15 protein-coding genes are annotated in these 16,386 nt (G+C 72.7%); 5 read left to right on the forward strand and 10 right to left on the reverse strand.

Going from position 1 to position 16,386, the window contains the following annotated elements; translation table 11 throughout:
• Window positions 1-137: 137 nt before the first annotated feature.
• The gene (locus OG410_RS10015; RefSeq protein WP_329298793.1) at window positions 138-740 is read left to right on the forward strand and encodes a hypothetical protein; all 603 of its coding nucleotides are present in this window, start codon (window positions 138-140) and stop codon (window positions 738-740) included.
• Between the two features lie 479 nt (window positions 741-1,219).
• Complete coding sequence (locus OG410_RS10020; RefSeq protein WP_329298794.1) at window positions 1,220-2,326, forward strand: RNA ligase (ATP); 1,107 nt, start codon at window positions 1,220-1,222, stop codon at window positions 2,324-2,326.
• A gap of 62 nt (window positions 2,327-2,388) precedes the next feature.
• On the opposite strand, the gene soxR is transcribed toward OG410_RS10020, so the two are convergent.
• Complete coding sequence (soxR, locus tag OG410_RS10025; protein ID WP_329298795.1) at window positions 2,389-2,940, reverse strand: redox-sensitive transcriptional activator SoxR; 552 nt, start codon at window positions 2,938-2,940, stop codon at window positions 2,389-2,391.
• Window positions 2,941-3,046: 106 nt separating this feature from the next.
• On the opposite strand from soxR, the gene OG410_RS10030 reads away from it, so the two are divergent.
• Window positions 3,047-3,508, forward strand: a complete 462-nt coding sequence (locus OG410_RS10030; RefSeq protein ID WP_329298796.1) for a MaoC family dehydratase — start codon at window positions 3,047-3,049, stop codon at window positions 3,506-3,508.
• Window positions 3,509-3,640: 132 nt separating this feature from the next.
• Here OG410_RS10030 and OG410_RS10035 read toward each other — a convergent pair whose 3' ends face one another.
• From OG410_RS10035 to OG410_RS10045, 3 genes are all read right to left on the reverse strand, one after another.
• Complete coding sequence (locus tag OG410_RS10035; protein ID WP_329298797.1) at window positions 3,641-4,267, reverse strand: TetR/AcrR family transcriptional regulator; 627 nt, start codon at window positions 4,265-4,267, stop codon at window positions 3,641-3,643.
• Between the two features lie 96 nt (window positions 4,268-4,363).
• A complete protein-coding gene (locus OG410_RS10040) occupies window positions 4,364-4,618 on the reverse strand; it encodes a YiaA/YiaB family inner membrane protein (RefSeq protein WP_326788704.1) in 255 nt (84 codons plus the stop codon).
• Window positions 4,619-4,683: 65 nt separating this feature from the next.
• The gene (locus OG410_RS10045) at window positions 4,684-5,835 is read right to left on the reverse strand and encodes an acyl-CoA dehydrogenase family protein (RefSeq protein WP_329298798.1); all 1,152 of its coding nucleotides are present in this window, start codon (window positions 5,833-5,835) and stop codon (window positions 4,684-4,686) included.
• A gap of 103 nt (window positions 5,836-5,938) precedes the next feature.
• Between OG410_RS10045 and OG410_RS10050 the strand changes: the two genes are divergently transcribed.
• Window positions 5,939-6,580, forward strand: a complete 642-nt coding sequence (locus OG410_RS10050) for a TetR/AcrR family transcriptional regulator (protein ID WP_329298799.1) — start codon at window positions 5,939-5,941, stop codon at window positions 6,578-6,580.
• A gap of 123 nt (window positions 6,581-6,703) precedes the next feature.
• A complete protein-coding gene (locus OG410_RS10055) occupies window positions 6,704-7,747 on the forward strand; it encodes a DMT family transporter (RefSeq protein ID WP_329298800.1) in 1,044 nt (347 codons plus the stop codon).
• 73 nt (window positions 7,748-7,820) lie between these two features.
• On the opposite strand, the gene OG410_RS10060 is transcribed toward OG410_RS10055, so the two are convergent.
• The 6 genes from OG410_RS10060 to OG410_RS10085 all read right to left on the reverse strand — a co-directional run bounded on the left by OG410_RS10060 (window position 7,821) and on the right by OG410_RS10085 (window position 15,993).
• Entirely contained in the window at window positions 7,821-8,903 is a 1,083-nt protein-coding gene (locus tag OG410_RS10060) for a Zn-dependent alcohol dehydrogenase (RefSeq protein WP_329298801.1), read from the reverse strand.
• Window positions 8,904-8,913: 10 nt separating this feature from the next.
• Window positions 8,914-10,302, reverse strand: a complete 1,389-nt coding sequence (locus OG410_RS10065; protein ID WP_329298802.1) for an aldehyde dehydrogenase family protein — start codon at window positions 10,300-10,302, stop codon at window positions 8,914-8,916.
• A 149-nt stretch (window positions 10,303-10,451) separates the two neighbouring features.
• The gene (locus OG410_RS10070; protein WP_329298803.1) at window positions 10,452-11,798 is read right to left on the reverse strand and encodes an ABC transporter ATP-binding protein; all 1,347 of its coding nucleotides are present in this window, start codon (window positions 11,796-11,798) and stop codon (window positions 10,452-10,454) included.
• A 240-nt stretch (window positions 11,799-12,038) separates the two neighbouring features.
• The gene (locus OG410_RS10075; RefSeq protein WP_443063732.1) at window positions 12,039-12,752 is read right to left on the reverse strand and encodes a class F sortase; all 714 of its coding nucleotides are present in this window, start codon (window positions 12,750-12,752) and stop codon (window positions 12,039-12,041) included.
• Window positions 12,753-12,804: 52 nt separating this feature from the next.
• Complete coding sequence (locus OG410_RS10080) at window positions 12,805-13,509, reverse strand: hypothetical protein (RefSeq protein WP_329298805.1); 705 nt, start codon at window positions 13,507-13,509, stop codon at window positions 12,805-12,807.
• 228 nt (window positions 13,510-13,737) lie between these two features.
• Window positions 13,738-15,993: a molybdopterin oxidoreductase family protein gene (locus tag OG410_RS10085; RefSeq protein WP_329298806.1), complete on the reverse strand. Its 2,256-nt coding sequence runs from the start codon at window positions 15,991-15,993 to the stop codon at window positions 13,738-13,740.
• Between the last annotated feature and the right edge of the window lie 393 nt (window positions 15,994-16,386).

Genomic DNA, 16,386 nt, shown 5'->3' on the forward strand with positions numbered 1-16,386 from the left:
GCGGGTGGCTCGCGGGGGGTCGTCGAAAAATTGGATGGAGCCGAATCGCTTGTCGATACGTCTACTCGACGACGTCCGTACGGGACGGCGCCGAAGTGACCGGAGTACAGGTGCAGGTGTGACGGAGGTGCAGGACGATGGCCGGTTTCCGGAGTCTGGCGAGACAGGCGCGAGATCCGAGGTGTGATCTGGCGCTGCGGCGGTACTCACTGCGCAAGTGCCTGGAGCGGTTCGCCCCTTACGGGCATCGGGCGACCTGGGACCATCTGTGTTCCCGGGCCGGGTTCGACCCGGAGGACCGCTCCCCCGATCCGGCGCGGCTCGTGGCCGCACTGGACGAACTGGAGGAGGCCCGCTCCGTCTGGCTCGCCTACGAGGTCGCGTTCGCGCAGCGTCGCAAGAAGGAGAAGCACGACGGGCTGCGCAGGCCGGGCAGTGTCGACGACTGGCACCGGCTGACCTGGGGCGGCTTCGGTGTCGCCTGGTGCGACGACCCCCGTGTCCACCCCCATGAACCACTGGCCGAGGTGCTGCGCCGGCTGATCGCGGCACTGGAGCGCGAACCGGGCACCGTCTGCCCCGTGTGCGCCGGTGAGCGCCTTGTCTGGATGTACGAACTGGCCCACGAACCGTCGTCGGGTCCCGTCTGCACGAGCTGCGGAATCGTGGTGCCGCGGCCCGTCCTGACCCCGGAGGCGCTGGCCGACGCCAGGCGCGGCCGGCTGCTCGTGTCCGCGTGAGTGCCCCGTCCGGCCGAGCCGGGCCGGGCGGCGGACCCAGGGGGTGAGCCGCCGGCCGCGGAAGGTCCGTGGCCTGGCGCGTACTTGCCGCAGCACCGGGTCGGCCGGGAGTGTCCCGCGCCGACGGGGGACTCGGTGCGGCTCCGTGCGGACGGAGCCCGGACCGGCACGGCGCCACCGTCGTGCCGATGCCGCCCGGACGACGGTCCGGCCGACGGCCGGTGCTCTCTTCGTCCGGGCCGCGGCCGAGGCGGTGGTCCGCCCCCGTGCGCTACGACGCCGGATCCGGACCGGGCTGCGAGGTGTCCTCTGTCGCCCACGAGGACCGCACCCGACTGATGCCGACGGCCGCCCGACTGGCGCGGGCGTGCGCCGGGATCGCGGTGACGGTACCAGCCGTAAAACCGCTGGCTCCAGCCGTTTCTCCCGCGGACAGTTGGGGGCGATGAAGAACCCCTGAGCGACCCCTGGAGTCCCCCATGTCGACGCTGCGCGTCACCGCCGAAGTGCTGACCGTCCACGAGCATCCGAACGCCGACGCGCTCGAACTGGCCCAGGTGGGTCTGTACCGGGCCGTGGTCGCCAAGGGCGCGTACCGCACCGGCGAGTGGGCGCTCTACATCCCGGAGCAGTCGGTGCTGCCGGCCCCGCTGATCGAGGAGCTGGGGCTGACCGGACGTCTGGCGGGCAGCTCGTCGGACCGGGTCAGGGCGGTGCGGCTGCGCGGCGAGCTGTCGCAGGGGATCGTGTGCCGCCCGAAGGCGCTGGCGGACGTGGACCTGGCGCGGGCCGCCGAGGACGGCACGGACTTCGCGGAGTTCCTCGGCATCGTGAAATGGGTGCCTCCGATCCCGCCCACGATGAACGGCGATGTCGAGGCGGCGCCCGATCTGCTGCCCTGGGTCGACATCGAGAACATCCAGCGGTACCCGGACATCTTCACGCCGGGCGAGCCCGTCGTCGTGACGGAGAAGCTGCACGGCTCGGCCTGTCTGCTGACCTACCTCGCCGACGAGGGCCGCGTCCATGTGTCCTCGAAGGGCTTCGGCTCCAAGTCCCTGGCGCTGAAGGAGGATCCACGCAATCTGTACTGGCGCGCGGTGCGCGGGCACGGTGTCGCGGAGGCGGCCGCCGGGATCGCCGAACGGCTGGGCGCACGCCGTGTCGGCATCTTCGGCGAGGTGTACGGGGCCGGTGTGCAGGACCTGTCGTACGGCGCCGACGGCCGCCGCGAGACGATCGGTTACGCCGTGTTCGACGTGTCCGCGGAGATCGACGGCGAGGTCCGCTGGCTGGACGCGCAGGAGCTGCTGGCGGGCGAACTCCCCCTCGCACCAAGGCTGTACGAGGGGCCGTACGACGTCGAGCGCGTCCTGGAGACCGCCTCCGGCCGGGAGACCGTGTCCGGGCGCGGGCTGCATCTGCGCGAGGGGGTCGTGATCCGGCCCGGGGCTCCGGCTCCCGGCGGACCGGAGGGGACCTTCGTCGCCGCCGAGCGGTACAGCCCGGTGACGGGAGGACGGGCGATAGCGAAGGCGGTCAGCCCGGCCTATCTGACCCGCAAGGGCGGCACGGAGTACGAGTGACGTGCTCGCGGGCAGGGCGAGGCGGCTGACGCGTCGGGGGCGGGGCTGTCGAGGACCACGCGTCAGCGGCAGTCCCCCGCCGCCGGTTCCCGGCGCGGCCCGGGTTCGCACGCGGCCGCCGGCCCACGCTCCCGGGGAGCCGGCGCCGGCTGCGTTCCGGCCCGCTCCACCATGAGGCGGGAGCCGGCCCGGCGCTCGCCGAGGACGTCGTCGGGGTTGGAGAGCACACAGGTCTCCAGGGAGAGGCAGCCGCAGCCGATGCAGTCCGTGAGGTGGTCGCGCAGCCGGCCGAGCTGTTTGATGCGCTCGTCCAGTTCGGAGCGCCAGGCCCGGGACAGCCGGGCCCAGTCCTCCCGCGTCGGGGTGCGCTCCTCGGGGAGCTCGGCGAGCGCCTCGCGGATGGTGGCCAGCGGGATGCCGACGCGCTGGGCGGCCCGGACGAAGGCGACCCGGCGCAGCGCGTCACGGTGGTAGCGGCGCTGGTTGCCCGTGGTGCGGCGGCTGCTGATCAAGCCCTTGGACTCGTAGAAGTGCAGGGCGGAGACGGCCGCGCCGCTGCGGGCCGACAACTGTCCGACGGTCAGCTCGTGGACCGTCTCGGGGATCTGGGGCACTCCTCCAACCTACCCACCGCGCCACGTGTCCGGTCCGTTGACATGCGCCGCCCGGCCGACCATGCTAAGCAGTCGCTTAGACTATGAGATGCGGGAGGCCAGGGACATGGCAGAGCCGAGGACGTTCGCGACGGTCGACGAACTGCGGGGCGCCGTGGGCGAGCAGCTGGGACACACGGACTGGGTCGAGATCGAGCAGAAGCGCATCGACCTCTTCGCGGAGGCCACCGGCGACCACCAGTGGATCCACGTCGACCCCGAGAAGGCCGCGACGGGTCCGTTCGGCACCACGATCGCCCACGGCTATCTCACCCTGTCGCTGCTGCCGCTCTTCGGCCCGCAGCTGATCAGCGTCGAAGGCGTGAAGATGGGCGTCAACTACGGGACGAACAAGGTCCGTTTCCCCGCCCCCGTTCCGGTCGGCTCGCGGCTGCGTGCCACCGGGACGATCACCGCGGTGGACGACGTGCCCGGTGGCGTGCAGGTCTCCCTGGCCTTCACCGTGGAGCGCGAGGGCGGCGACAAGCCGGTCTGCGTCGCGGAGTCGGTCTCTCGTTACTACCTCTGAACCGCGTGCGGGTCGGGCCCGGCACCGGCGCGTGCGGGTCGGGCCCTGCGCATGCGGGTCGGACCCGGCGTGTACGCGTCCGCCGGCCCGGCCCCGGCCGAGTCCGGGGACGGGCACAGGACCGGCCGGGCCCTACTCCTTGAATCCCACCATCCGCCGGACCAGGTCGGCGTAGAGCGCGCCGACCTCGTCGGGCGTGCGGGGGCCCTCGACGTTGAACCAGCGGGCCACGTCGATGCACAGGGACAGTACGGCGACGGTGGTGCCGGGGACGTCCGGGACGTCGAACTCGCCGGTCGCGACACCGTCCTGGATGATGCCGCGGACCTCCGCGTCGACCTGCCGGCGCAGCGCGATGATCTCCGCGCGGGCGTCGGGGCCGAGGGCCTCCAGCTCGTACTGGACGACGCGGGCCGTGGTGTGCTGGCCCGCGTGCCACCGTACGAAGGAGCGCACGGCGTCGGAGAGCCGTTCGGCCGCCGTGCCCTCGGCCTCGGCGGCGGTGCGCACGATGTCGAGCGCCTTGTCGTGGCCGATCCGGCTGATCCGGTGGAGCAGCTCTTCCTTGGTCTTGTAGTGGATGTACAGCGCGGCCGGGCTCATGCCCGCGCGGCCCGCGATGTCCCGGGTCGTCGTCGCGTGGTACCCGCGCTCGGCGAAGGCCTCCACCGCGGCCACGAGCAGCCGCCGCGCCGCGTCAGGGGTCACCTCGGACCACGGCTGCATCTCGCCGCCGGTCGTCTCCTGCGCCGCACTCATCGCTGTTCGCCCCTTCTTCACTGACAGGGTGAACACCATACCCCCGAACCTGAGCGAGCGCTTAGCGCCTTCGGCCAGGTCATGGCCGCGCGGGGATCAGAGCTTCTCGAACGGGTCGTACACCCGGGTGCCGGGACGGCCCCCGTCCTGGCGGTCGCGGATCACCTTGGCGAGCGTGAAGGAGGACGTCACCAGATAGAGGACGGCGATGGCCAGGAAGCCCCGTACCCACGCGTCGGCCTGGAGCTTGAAGATGCCGAGCGCGGTGGCGGCCATCGCGACGGAGAAGGAGGCCACGGCCTGTCCGTAGAAGGCGGCCGTGTTCTGCTGTTTGACGGGTGTCTCGGTCATGGGACAAGGGTCGGCGGATGCGGCCGCCGCCACATCCGCCCTCGTACTCAGGCACGTACTCAGAGTCAGAACGCCGAGACACCCGTCAGGGCGCGCCCGATGACCAGTTTCTGTATCTGGCTGGTGCCTTCGTAGAGGGTCATCACCCGGGCGTCGCGCAGGAGTTTGCCGACCGGGTACTCGTCGATGTAGCCGTAGCCGCCGTAGACCTGGAGGGCGTTGTTCGCCGCGCGCACGGCGGCCTCGGAGGCGAAGAGCTTGGCCTTGGAGGACTCGGTCGCGAACGGCAGTCCGCGGTCGACGAGGTCGGCGACCCGCCAGGTCAGCAGCCGCGCCGCGTCCACGTCGACGGCGATGTCGCTGATCAGTTCCTGGACGAGCTGGTGGTGGGCGATCGTCTTGCCGAACTGCTCCCGCTCGGTCGCGTACGTCACCGCCGCTTCCAGGGCGGCCTGGGCGATGCCGACGCAGCCCGCGGCCACCGACATCCGGCCCTTCGCGAGTGCCGACATGGCCACCGTGAAGCCCTTGCCCTCGGGGGCCAGCATGGCGCTCGCCGGCACGCGTACGTCCTCGAAGGCGAGTTCGGCGGTGGCCTGGCCGCGCAGCCCGAGCTTGCCGTGGATGGTGCGGCGGGTCAGACCGGGGGTGTCGGTGGGCACCAGGAAGGCGGAGACGCCCTTGTGGCCCGGGCCGTCGGTGGAACGGGCGAAGAGCAGCACGACATCGGCCCAGGTGCCGTTCGTGATGAACATCTTGCTGCCGTTGATCACATAGTCGTCACCGTCGCGCACGGCCCGCGTCGACAACTGGCCCGCGTCGGAGCCGGTGCCCGGCTCGGTGAGCCCGAAGCAGCCGACGTACTCGCCGGAGGTCAGCCCCGGCAGCCAGCGCCGCTTCTGCTCCTCGCTCCCCCAGGCGGCGATCGACTTGGCGACAAGCCCGAGCGAGACGGAGACGATCCCGCGCACGGAGGAGTCACCGCGCCCGAGTTCCTCGGTGACCAGACAGTACGCGAGGTGGTCGCCGCCGCTGCCGCCGTACTCCTCGTCGATGGTGAGGCCGAGGAAGCCGACCTCGCCGAGCTTCTTCACGATGGACCGGTCCACGTCCTCCGCGCGGTCCCACGCGACGACGTGCGGGGTGATCTCGCGGTGCACGAAGTCCTTGGCGAGCTGCCGGACGGCGGTCTGCTCATCGCTGAGCCCAAGGTTCATGCCGGGTCACCCCACAGGTAGCTGACATCGGATAGCGGACTTTGAAAGCCGTACATTTAAATTAGCACTGCTAGTTTGTTGGCGCAGCCCTACTATGTGCGCCATGGCCCGACCGCGCAAGCCCCTCCTCAGCACCGACCGCATCGTCGAGGCGGCACGGTCGCTGGTGGACGCCGAGGGTCTGGCGGCCGTCTCGACCCGCCGGCTCGCGGCGGAACTCGGGGTGAGCGGGCCCTCCCTCTACAACCACTTCCGCACCAAGGACCAGATCCTGGAGGCGGTCGCGGACTCGGTGAGCGCCCAGGTCGAGCTGTCGATGTTCCAGGACGGCCGCGACTGGCGGACCGCGCTGCACGACTGGGCCGTCTCCTACCGCGCCGCCCTGCGCGACCACCCGAACATCGTCCCGGTCCTCGCGCGCGGACCGGGCCGCAGGCCGGCCGGGCTCCGGCTCGCCGACGCCGTCTTCGGCGCCATGGTCGAGGCGGGCTGGCCGCCGGCCCAGGCCACCTCGATCGGGGCGCTGATGCGGTACTTCATCATGGGGTCCGCGCTGGGTTCCTTCGCCGGCGGCTTCGTGGACGACGAGAGCGCCTACGACCCGGACGACTATCCGCACCTGGGGCAGGCGCACCTCCTCGCCGAACAGCAGGAGAAGATCGACGAGCGGGCCTTCGAGACGGGACTCGGCGCGCTGCTGGACGGCCTCGCCGTGCAGTACGCGAGGCTGGTCCGGGAGGGCTGAGCGGGCCGGTCCCCGGCACGGCACCGGGCTCGGCTCCACACGCGACGCCGGGCTCGGACGTGCGCCGACCTGCGCGTCCGAAATCCGCGCGACCCACGGCCGCGGCCCGCCTAGCCTCGGGGCATGATGAACACCTTCCCTGTCGCACCGCCCGGTCGGCGTGCGCAGTTGCTCGCCGCCGGTGCGGCGGCCGTCACCGTCGGCCTGTGGGCCTCCGCGTTCGTCTCGATCCGCAGCGCGGGCGCCGCGTACTCGCCCGGCGCGCTGGCACTGGGGCGACTGCTCGCGGGAGCCCTCGTACTCGGAGCCGTGTGCGTGGCGCGCGGCGAGGGGCTGCCGCCGCGCGGCGCCTGGCGCGGGATCGCGATATCCGGGGTGCTGTGGTTCGGCTTCTACATGGTGGCTCTGAACTGGGGCGAGCAGCAGGTGGACGCCGGTACGGCGGCGCTGGTGGTGAACATCGGCCCGATCCTGATCGCCCTGCTCGGCGCGCGGCTGCTGGGGGACGCGATGCCGCCGCGACTGCTGGCCGGTATGGCGGTGTCGTTCGCGGGCGCGGTCGCGGTGGGGCTGTCGATGTCCGGTGGCGGTGGTTCCTCGGTGCTCGGTGTCGTGCTGTGCCTGCTCGCCGCCGTCGCGTACGCCGGCGGGGTCGTCGCGCAGAAGCCCGCGCTCGGGCGCGCGAGTGTGCTCCAGGTGACGACCTTCGGCTGTCTGGTCGGGGCCGTGATGTGTCTGCCGTTCGCGGGTCAGCTCGTCCACGACGCGGCCGACGCACCCGTCTCCGCGACCCTCAACATGGTGTACCTGGGCGTCTTCCCGACCGCGCTGGCTTTCACGACGTGGGCGTACGCCCTCGCCCGGACGAGCGCCAGCCGCATGGGCGCGACGACGTACGCGGTGCCCGCCCTCGTGGTGCTGATGTCCTGGCTGTTCCTCGACGAGGTCCCGGGGCTGCTGACGCTGGCGGGCGGGGTGCTGTGCCTGGCGGGTGTGGCGGTCTCGCGCTCCCGGCCGCGCCGGGGGCAGGCGTCGGCGGAGCCGCCCGTACCGGGTGCCGCCGCCGGACCGGCCGCCGTGCCCGATGCGGCACCCGCGCCGGCCCCGACGGCGGCTCCGGCGCCCACGACGGCCCCGGGGACGGGGAACCGGACCGGACAGGGCTGACACCGGGCCGCCTCGGGACCCGGACTCCCGTCCGCCCGAGGCGGCCCGCAGGTGCCGGCCGCGGCGGGTGGCTCTAGAAGACCACCAGGGCCCGGCCCCCCTTGCCCGCGATCATGTTGTCGAAGGCCGCGGGGATACCGTCCAGGGCGATGTGGTCGGTGACCAGGCCCCCGAGGTCGAGACGGCCCGCGCGTACGTGCTCGGCGAGCACCGGGAGATCGCGGGCCGGGTCGGAGTTGCCGTACACGCAGCCGGCGAGGGTCCTGCCCCAGTGGAAGATCTCCAGGGCGTTGAAGGTGACCTGCTGGTCCTTGCCGCCGATGCCGACGACGGTGGTGCGGCCACCGCGCCGGGTCGACTCCCAGGCGGTCCGGATGGTGACGGCGCGGCCGACGCACTCGACGGCGACGTCGACGCCCTGCTTGCCGGTGAGGGCGCGGATCTCGCGGGCGGTGGTGTCGGAGGCGACGACGTAGTCGGTGGCGCCCGCCTCACGGGCGAGTGACTCCTTCTCGGGCGAGACGTCGACCGCGACGATCTTCGAGGCGCCCGCGATCCGGGCGGCCTGGAGGGCGGCGAGCCCGACCCCGCCGGCCCCGAACACGGCGACGGTCTCGCCGGGCCGGACCTTCGCCGAGTTGTGGACGGCGCCGTATCCGGTGAGGACCGCGCAGCCGAGCAGGGCGGCGTCGGTGAGCGGGATGCCGTCGGGGACGGGCAGGAGGCAGGACACCGGGACGACCGTCTCCTCCGCGAACGCGGCGACGTTCAGGCCGGGGTACAGATCGCTGCCGTCGGAGGCGCGGCGGGCGTACACGGTGCCGGCGCCGGTGAGCGCGTCGGCGCACAGCCACACCTCGCCCAGCGAGCAGGCGTGACAACTCCCGCAGGATGGAGCCCAGTTGAGGACGACACGGGAGCCCGGGGCGACCTGGGTGACACCCTCGCCGACGGCGACGACGGTGCCGGCACCCTCATGGCCGAGCACGGCGGGTACCGGCACCCGCATGGTGCCGTTGGACAGGGACAGATCGGAGTGACAGACCCCGGCGGCGGCGAGTCTCACCCGGACCCGGCCCGGCCCGGGGTCGGGGAGTTCGATCTCGGCGATCTCCAGCGGGGCACCCACGGCGGGAAGGACGGCGGCGCGAACCACGTGAACGCTCCTAGAACTGGAGGGACTTGGTCTGGAGGTACTCGGACAGTCCGTGGGCACCGAGTTCGCGCCCCACGCCCGACTGCTTGTAACCCCCGAAGGGGGCCAGGGGGTTGAAGCGTCCCCCGTTGATGTCGACCTGGCCGGTGTCGAGCCGCCGCGCGAAGGCGACCGCCTCGGACTCCTCGCCCGCCCACACCGCGCCCGCGAGCCCGTAGACGGTGCCGTTGGCGATCCGCAGGGCGTCCTCGGTGTCCTCGTAACGCAGGATCGACAGGACGGGGCCGAAGATCTCCTCCTGGGCGATCGTCATCCGCTCGGTGACGTCGGCGAAGACGGTGGGGCTGACGAAGTAGCCCTGTTCGCGGGGGGATTCGGGGCCGCCCGCGACGAGCCGCGCGCCCTCGGCGACGCCCTTCTCTATGTAACCGCGCACCCGGTCACGCTGCTTGGCGTTGACGACGGGGCCGATGCGGTCGCCGTACTTCGCGGCGGCGGCCGCGGCCAGCTCGACCGCCTCGTCGTAACGCTCGGCGGGGACCAGCATGCGGGTCCACGCGCTGCACGTCTGGCCGGAGTTGGACATCACGTTGGCGACGCCGACGTTCACGGCCTTGGCGAGGTCGGCGCTCGGCAGGATGACGTTCGCGGACTTGCCGCCGAGTTCGAGGGCGACGCGCTTGACCGCGGCGCCCGCGGTCGCGCCGATGCGCCGGCCGACGGCCGTGGAGCCGGTGAAGGAGACGAGGTCGACGTCCGGGTGCTCGGCGAGCGCCTGGCCGGCGACCGGGCCGAGGCCGGTGACGAGGTTGAAGACACCCGCCGGGACGCCCGCCTCGGCCACGGCTTCGGCGAAGAGCTGGGCGGTGAGCGGGGTGTCCTCGGCGGGCTTCAGCACCACCGTGCAGCCCGCGGCGAGCGCGGGGGCGACCTTGGCGACGATCTGGTGCAGCGGGTAATTCCAGGGCGTGATCGCGCCGACGACGCCGACGGGCTCCTGGTAGACGGTCGAGTTGCCGACCTTCTCCTCGAAGGCGTACGTCGCCGCGAGCTCGGCGTAGGAGCCGGCGACCAGCACCGGGACGCCCGCGTGCACCGCCTGGGAGAACGCGAGCGGCGCTCCCAGCTCGGCGGTGACGGTCTCGGCGATCTCGTCCTTGCGGGCGGCCAGCACGTCCCTCAGGGCGGACAGGCGGGCGGCGCGTTCGGCGGGCGGGGTGGCGGCCCAGCCGGGGAACGCGGCACGCGCGGCGCGCACGGCGGTGTCGACGTCCAGGGCCGTGCCCGCCGGGACCTGGCCGATCACCTGCTCGTCGACCGGGTTCACGACCTCGATCGTGTCCCGTCCGGCCGCGGGGCGCCACGCCCCGTCGATGTACATGCCGTCATGTGCCTTCATCGTGTTCCTCCCGGGCGGGGGCAGCGTCGTCCGGACCCTAAACTAGCGATGATAGTTTTGCGGCGCCAGGGTGACCTTCCGCACCGCAGGTCACGGGCACCGGCCCCGCGCGGAGTCCGCACCCCGCACACCCCGCGCACCCCGGGGAGTCACTCCTCCAGGTCGGGAAGCCGCTCCGGTGCCGGGCAGATCCGTTCGCCGCTCCGGTCGAAGACGAACAGGTGGGCGAGGTCCACGAGGAGCGGGATCTGCATGCCGTGGCGGAGTTCGATGTCGGGCGTGGTGCGGACGACGAGATCGCCGGGCAGCCGCCCCTCGGGTGGTGTCTGCCCGGGGTGATCGGCCTCGTCGTCCGAGGGGTGGTCGAGGACGACGACCGGTCCGGCCCGCAGCGCCCCGGCGCGCCCCCGCAGCCGGTCCAGGACGGTGCCGGCGTCACGGCGCCGTCGTCGCGTCGGGCGGGACGGGCGCGGCGACTCCAGGTCGGGCACGACGGCCGGCCGGGAGCCCGTGTTGAAGTGGACGAGGACCTCGTGCCCCTGGAACTCCACATGCTCGACCAGACCGGTGATCGCCACCTCGCCCGGTCGGGCATCGGACGCCCTGGCGAGCCGTATGGCCTCGGAGCGCAGCCCGACGATCACCTCACGGCCCTGCTGCACCCGGAGCAACTGGTGGTCCAGACAGAGGGGTTCGGGCAGCCGTAGGTACTGCTTGCCGAGACTGATCGTCATGGCGCCGTCGAGCGGGGCCCGGACCAGGCCGCGCAGCAGGTTGATCCGCGGGGTGCCGATGAAGGCGGCGACGAAGACGTTCGCGGGCAGCCCGTAGACCGTGCGGGGCGTGCCCAGTTGCTGGAGGACTCCGCCGCGCATCACGGCGACGCGGTCACCGAGCGACATGGCCTCGGCCTGGTCGTGGGTGACGTAGACCGTGGTCGCGCCGAGGTCCCTGGTGAGCTGGGAGATCTCGGCCCGCAGGTGGTTGCGGAGTTTGGCGTCGAGATTGGACAGCGGTTCGTCCATCAGGAAGGTGGAGGGGTGGCGCGCTATCGCCCGGCCCATCGCGACGCGCTGCCGCTCGCCGCCGGAGAGCTGGCTGGGGAAGCGGTCGAGGAGGTCCTGGATACCGAGCATCCGGGCGGTGGCGTCCACCCGGGCCCGGGGATCCTCGCCGGGTGTCTCGATCCGCAGCGGGAAGCCGATGTTGTCGCGGCTGGTCATGCTCGGATAGAGGGCGAAGTTCTGGAACACCATCGCCATGTTCCGCTCGGAGGGCGGCAGGTCGTTGGCGTACTCGCCGTCCAGGCGCACCTCGCCCTCGGTGACCTCCTCCAGTCCCGCGATCATCCTGAGCACGGTCGACTTGCCGCAGCCGGAGGGACCGAGCAGCACGAGGAATTCGCCGGGCCGGATGTCCAGCGAGAACCGTTCCACGGCACGGGGCCCGCGGGCGTACGACTTGCTGACGTGGTGCAGGGAGATGGCGCGTGTCATGACAGGTGCCCCCGGGGGCGTGCAAGGCGCTGGTGCTCCGCGGCCGGTCGTCCCGCACGGGTCGTACGGGACCTTGAGTCACGGAAGCTAACGGACCGCACACGTCCGGGGGAAGACACGTGGCGGTATCGGACGGGCGGGTTCGGTACGGGCGGAAACGGACGATCGGATACCGGTCGGGCCGGGACCGGGCACGGGAATCCTTCGCCGCAACTCCGGTCCGCCGCACCGCGGTTCGCCTCACCGGGGGCCGGCCCGCCCCAGGATCTGCGTGAGGTGGGCGAAGGCGATGACGTTGGCGGCGTATCCGGACCTGTGGTCGTAGGCGCCGCCGCAGGTGATCAGCCGCAGTTCGGGGCGCCCCCGGCTGCCGTACACCTCCTGGTCGGGGAACTGCGCCTTCGCGTACGTACGTACGACGTCCACCGTATAGACGGCGGTCCGCCCGTCCACGCGCCGCGCCTCGACGCGCGCGCCGGGACGGATCCGTTCGAGCGGGGCGAAGACGGCGGGTCCCGTCCGGGTGTCGCGGTGGCCGACGACGAGGGCCGTACCGCGTTCGCCCGGCGTGGGACCGTCCGTGTACCAGCCGACGGGCTTCGGATCGTCCACGGGCGGCGCGGCGAGCCGTCTTCGGCGGTCCAGCCCGAGACCGATGACCTGTGCGTCGACGCCGAGGGAGGCAATGCGCAGGCGGACGGCCCGGGAGCGGGGCAGCGGTGCGGGCGGGGACGCGGGCCGGGCCGCCCGGCGGGCGGGCGGGGACGGATGCCGCCGCGCTCCGCGCGCGCCGCCGCCGGGGCGGGCGTCCGGCGTGTGCCGGGTGCCCGCCTTGCCGGCCGGAGCCCGGGAGGCGGCGCCGTCGTCGCGTACGGCGCCGGACGCCACCGTCCCGGCGGGCTCACCGTCCCCCGCCCACCAGACGCCGCCCGCCACCAGTGCGACGGTGACCACCAGGGTCCGCGTCAGGCGGTAGGCGCGCGTCCGGTACCAGGGCCTCCGTCGTCTACGCGGCGCCATTGCCGCGTCGGCGCAGCCGCAGGAACACGACTCCCCCGGCCACGACGAGACCCGCGGCCGCCGCACCGGCCACCGGCGAGAAGTCCCGCTCGTGAGCGAGTCCGCCGCCGCCCGCCGGAGGTCCTCCGTTGGGGCCGCCGGGGTGTCCACCCTGGTGTCCGCCCGGGTATCCGCCCGGGTGGGTGGGTGTCGCGCTCGGCGTCGTGCTCGGCGTCGTGGACGGGGACGTGGACGGGGACGTGGACGGGGACGGGGACGGACTGCCGGGGGGGCAGTCGACCCTGAAGACCTTGCTCTTGCCCGCGCCGTTCTCGCCCTGGAAATTCCAGGTCAGCTTGTACTGGCCGTCGGGCAGCGTGAGGTCCCCTGTCCAGCCGTGCCCGGACGCGGGCACGATCAGGTTGCCCGAGAGGGTGGCACCATCGGCGACAGGAGGCTGGGTCACGATGGACCAGGTGATCTGCTGTGCCCCGTCGAAGTTGAAGCCATCGAGGTAGAAAACGCAGACCTTCGGATCGTCCCGCTGGTCGTCGACCGCGGTGTTCTCGTCGTGGACCTTGACGTCGCCGTTGTCACCGGGGGCGGCGACGGCCGGGGCACCCAGGAGGGTGGTGCCCGCGACCGCGAGGGCCACGAGGGCACCGGCGCCGCGACGTGGGCCGGAGCGGTGCGAGAGGGACGAGATGGACATGCGAGTTCCTCCGAGTCAGATGATTTTCATACAAATCCCACTTCATCTGACTACCTTTCACATCCGCCCCGGAAAAGATCGCAACTGCGCCTGGCACCCCGCCAGGTATCGCTCTTCCGGCGCAAGGGCACCCCGGTCCGCCGCGGCTCGTCGCGCACCCGCTCCGGCTTCGCCGGGGACCTCGGTGCGATCCCCGGCGACAGCAGCGACAGCGCGCCCGGTGACGTCTCAGGGGCAGACCGCCAGTTCCACCGGCACCCCGTTGAGGACCGCCGTTCCGGACAGCGGGTCGAGAAGCGAGCCGTCGAGGAGCTGGTTGACGTTGACTCCCGGATCCAGGGCGGCATGGTTCATCCGGGTGCCGGGGCGGTCGTGGCCCCAGCCGTGCGGAAGGCTCACCACCCCGCGCCGTACGGTGTCGGTGACCTCCGCCGGGGCGATCACCTCGCCCCCGGCGCCCCTGACCCGCACCGCCGCCCCGTCGGCGAGCCCCAGCCGGGCGGCGTCGTCGGGGTGGATGTGCAGGGTGCAGCGGTTGGAACCGCCGGTGAGCGCGGGGATGTTGTGCATCCAGCTGTTGTTGGAGCGCAGATGACGGCGGCCGACGAGGACGATCGCCGCCGGGCGCTCGCGCAGCGCCTCGCGCAGGCGCGGCAGATCGGCGGCGATCGGCTCCGGAAGCAGCTCGACCTTCCCGCTGCGGGTCTTCAGCCGGCGCGGCAGGCTGGAGGAGAGCGGTCCGAGGTCGATGCCGTGCGGGTGCGCCAGCAGCTTGCCCAGGGTCAGGCCGTCGGAGCGGGCGCCGAAGCCGTCGCCGTACGGGCCGAGGCGCAGCATCATGTCGAGCCGGCGTTCGGGGCCGTTCTCGCCGGTGAGGGCGGCGGCGAGTTCACGCGGGTCGCGCCCGTGCACCGGGGACGCACTGTCCCCGGCCGCCTTGGCGAGGGTGCCCTCGATGACCATGGTGTCCACGGCGGACGGGTCGGCTCCGTGCATGCCGGTCGCGGCGAGGACGAGCCGGGCGAGGATCTCGGTCTCCGCCATCCGGCCCTCCTCCAGGGGGACGGCGGGGCGGTTGTAGCGGACCTGGTTGCGGACGGCGAGGGTGTTGAACGCGAAGTCGTGGTGCGCGCTCCGGGAGGGCGGGGGCGGCGGGAGCACGACGTGGGCGTGGCGCGAGGTCTCGTTCAGGTAGGGGTCGACGCTGACCATGAAGTCCAGCGATTCGAGCGCCTTGTCGAGCCGGAGGCCGTCGGGTGCGGAGAGGACGGGGTTGGCGGCGACGGCGATGACCGCGCGGACCGGGCTGCCGTCCTCGGTCGGGGTGTCGATCTCCTCGGCCAGGGCGGCCAGGGGCAGTTCGCCCTTGGCCTCCGGGTGCCGGCTCACCCGGCTGTGCCAGCGGCCGAGGGCGAAGCCGTGGCCGGGGCCCGCCGGGCGTGTCCGGTCGGTGGCGGCCGTCGGGAAGAGGGCGCCGCCGGGCCGGTCGAGGTTGCCGGTGAGGATGTTGAGGACGTCCACCAGCCAGCTGGCCAGGGTGCCGTGCGGAACGGTGCAGCTGCCGATGCGGCCGTAGACGGCGGCGGTGGGTGCGGCGGCCAGCTCGCGCGCCAGCTCCCGGATGGTGACGGCGTCCACGTCGCAGGCCGCGCTCGCCGCCTCGGGGGTGAAGTCCCGCAGCGCGTCCGGGAGTTCGTCGACACCTTGGACGTTCGGGGCGAGTGCGCCGAGGTCGACGAGCTTCTCCTCGAACAGGACGTACGCCATCGCCGCGAGGAGCATCGCGTCGGTGCCGGGGCGGATGGCCACGTGGCGGTCGGCGAGCTTGGCCGTGCGGGTGCGGCGCGGGTCGATGACGGTCAGCGTGCCGCCGCGGGCCCGCAGCGCCCGGAGCTTGCCGGGGAAGTCGGGGGCCGTGCACAGACTCCCGTTGGACTCCAGCGGGTTGGCGCCGATGAGCAGCAGGTGGTCGGTGTGGTCCAGGTCCGGCACGGGGATCGCGTTGGCGTCGCCGAACAGCAGTCCGCTCGACACGTGCTTGGGCATCTGGTCGAGCGTGGAGGCGGTGAAGACGCTGTGCGTGCGCAGGGCGCCGAGCAGGACGGTCGGATACAGGGCGCCGGCCATGGTGTGCACGTTCGGGTTGCCGAGGACGACCCCGAGGGCGTGCGGCCCGTACCGCTCGACGACCGGGCGCAGTCCGGCGGCCACCGCGTCGAAGGCCTCCTCCCAGGTGGCCTCGCGCAGGACGCCGTCCTCACGGACGAGGGGGGTGCGCAGTCGGTCGGGGTCGCCGTCGGCGGCGCCGAAGGAGGCACCCTTCGGACAGATGAAGCCCTTGCTGAACACGTCGTCCCGGTCACCCCGGGCACCGGTCACCCGGGTGCCCTCGATGGTCAGGGTCAGCCCGCAGGTGGCCTCGCACAGGGGGCAGACGCGCAGCGCGGTTCGGGAGTCGGGGGTGGTACCGGAGGTACGGGACACGGGGTCCTCCCGGAGGGCGGTGGCTTGGGTGGCACACGGACGCGAGTGAGCATACCGACCGGTACGCATGACGGCGAGGGCCCTCCGGGCGTCCGTCGGAATTCCGCGCACCGGGTTCCCGCGCCCCGCGAGCGACGCGCCACGGACATCGCCACCCTGAGAAAGGGACGGGGATCGGGGGAGTCCGAGAGATCCGGGGGCGAGAGGTGGTCAGGGGGGCCGAGAGGTCGGGGCGAGAAGTCCGGGGTCGAAAGATCCGGGGAGTCCGAGAGATCCGGGGGGGCCGGGGGGCCGGGGGGCCGAGAGATCCGGAGGGGGTCGAGAGGTCCGGGAAATCCGGAGAATTCGGGGAGTCCGAGAACTCCCGGGGACTCCCCCTTGCACGCGCCGGAC

It is taken from the genome of Streptomyces sp. NBC_00659, assembly GCF_036226925.1.
GTDB lineage: Bacteria > Actinomycetota > Actinomycetes > Streptomycetales > Streptomycetaceae > Streptomyces.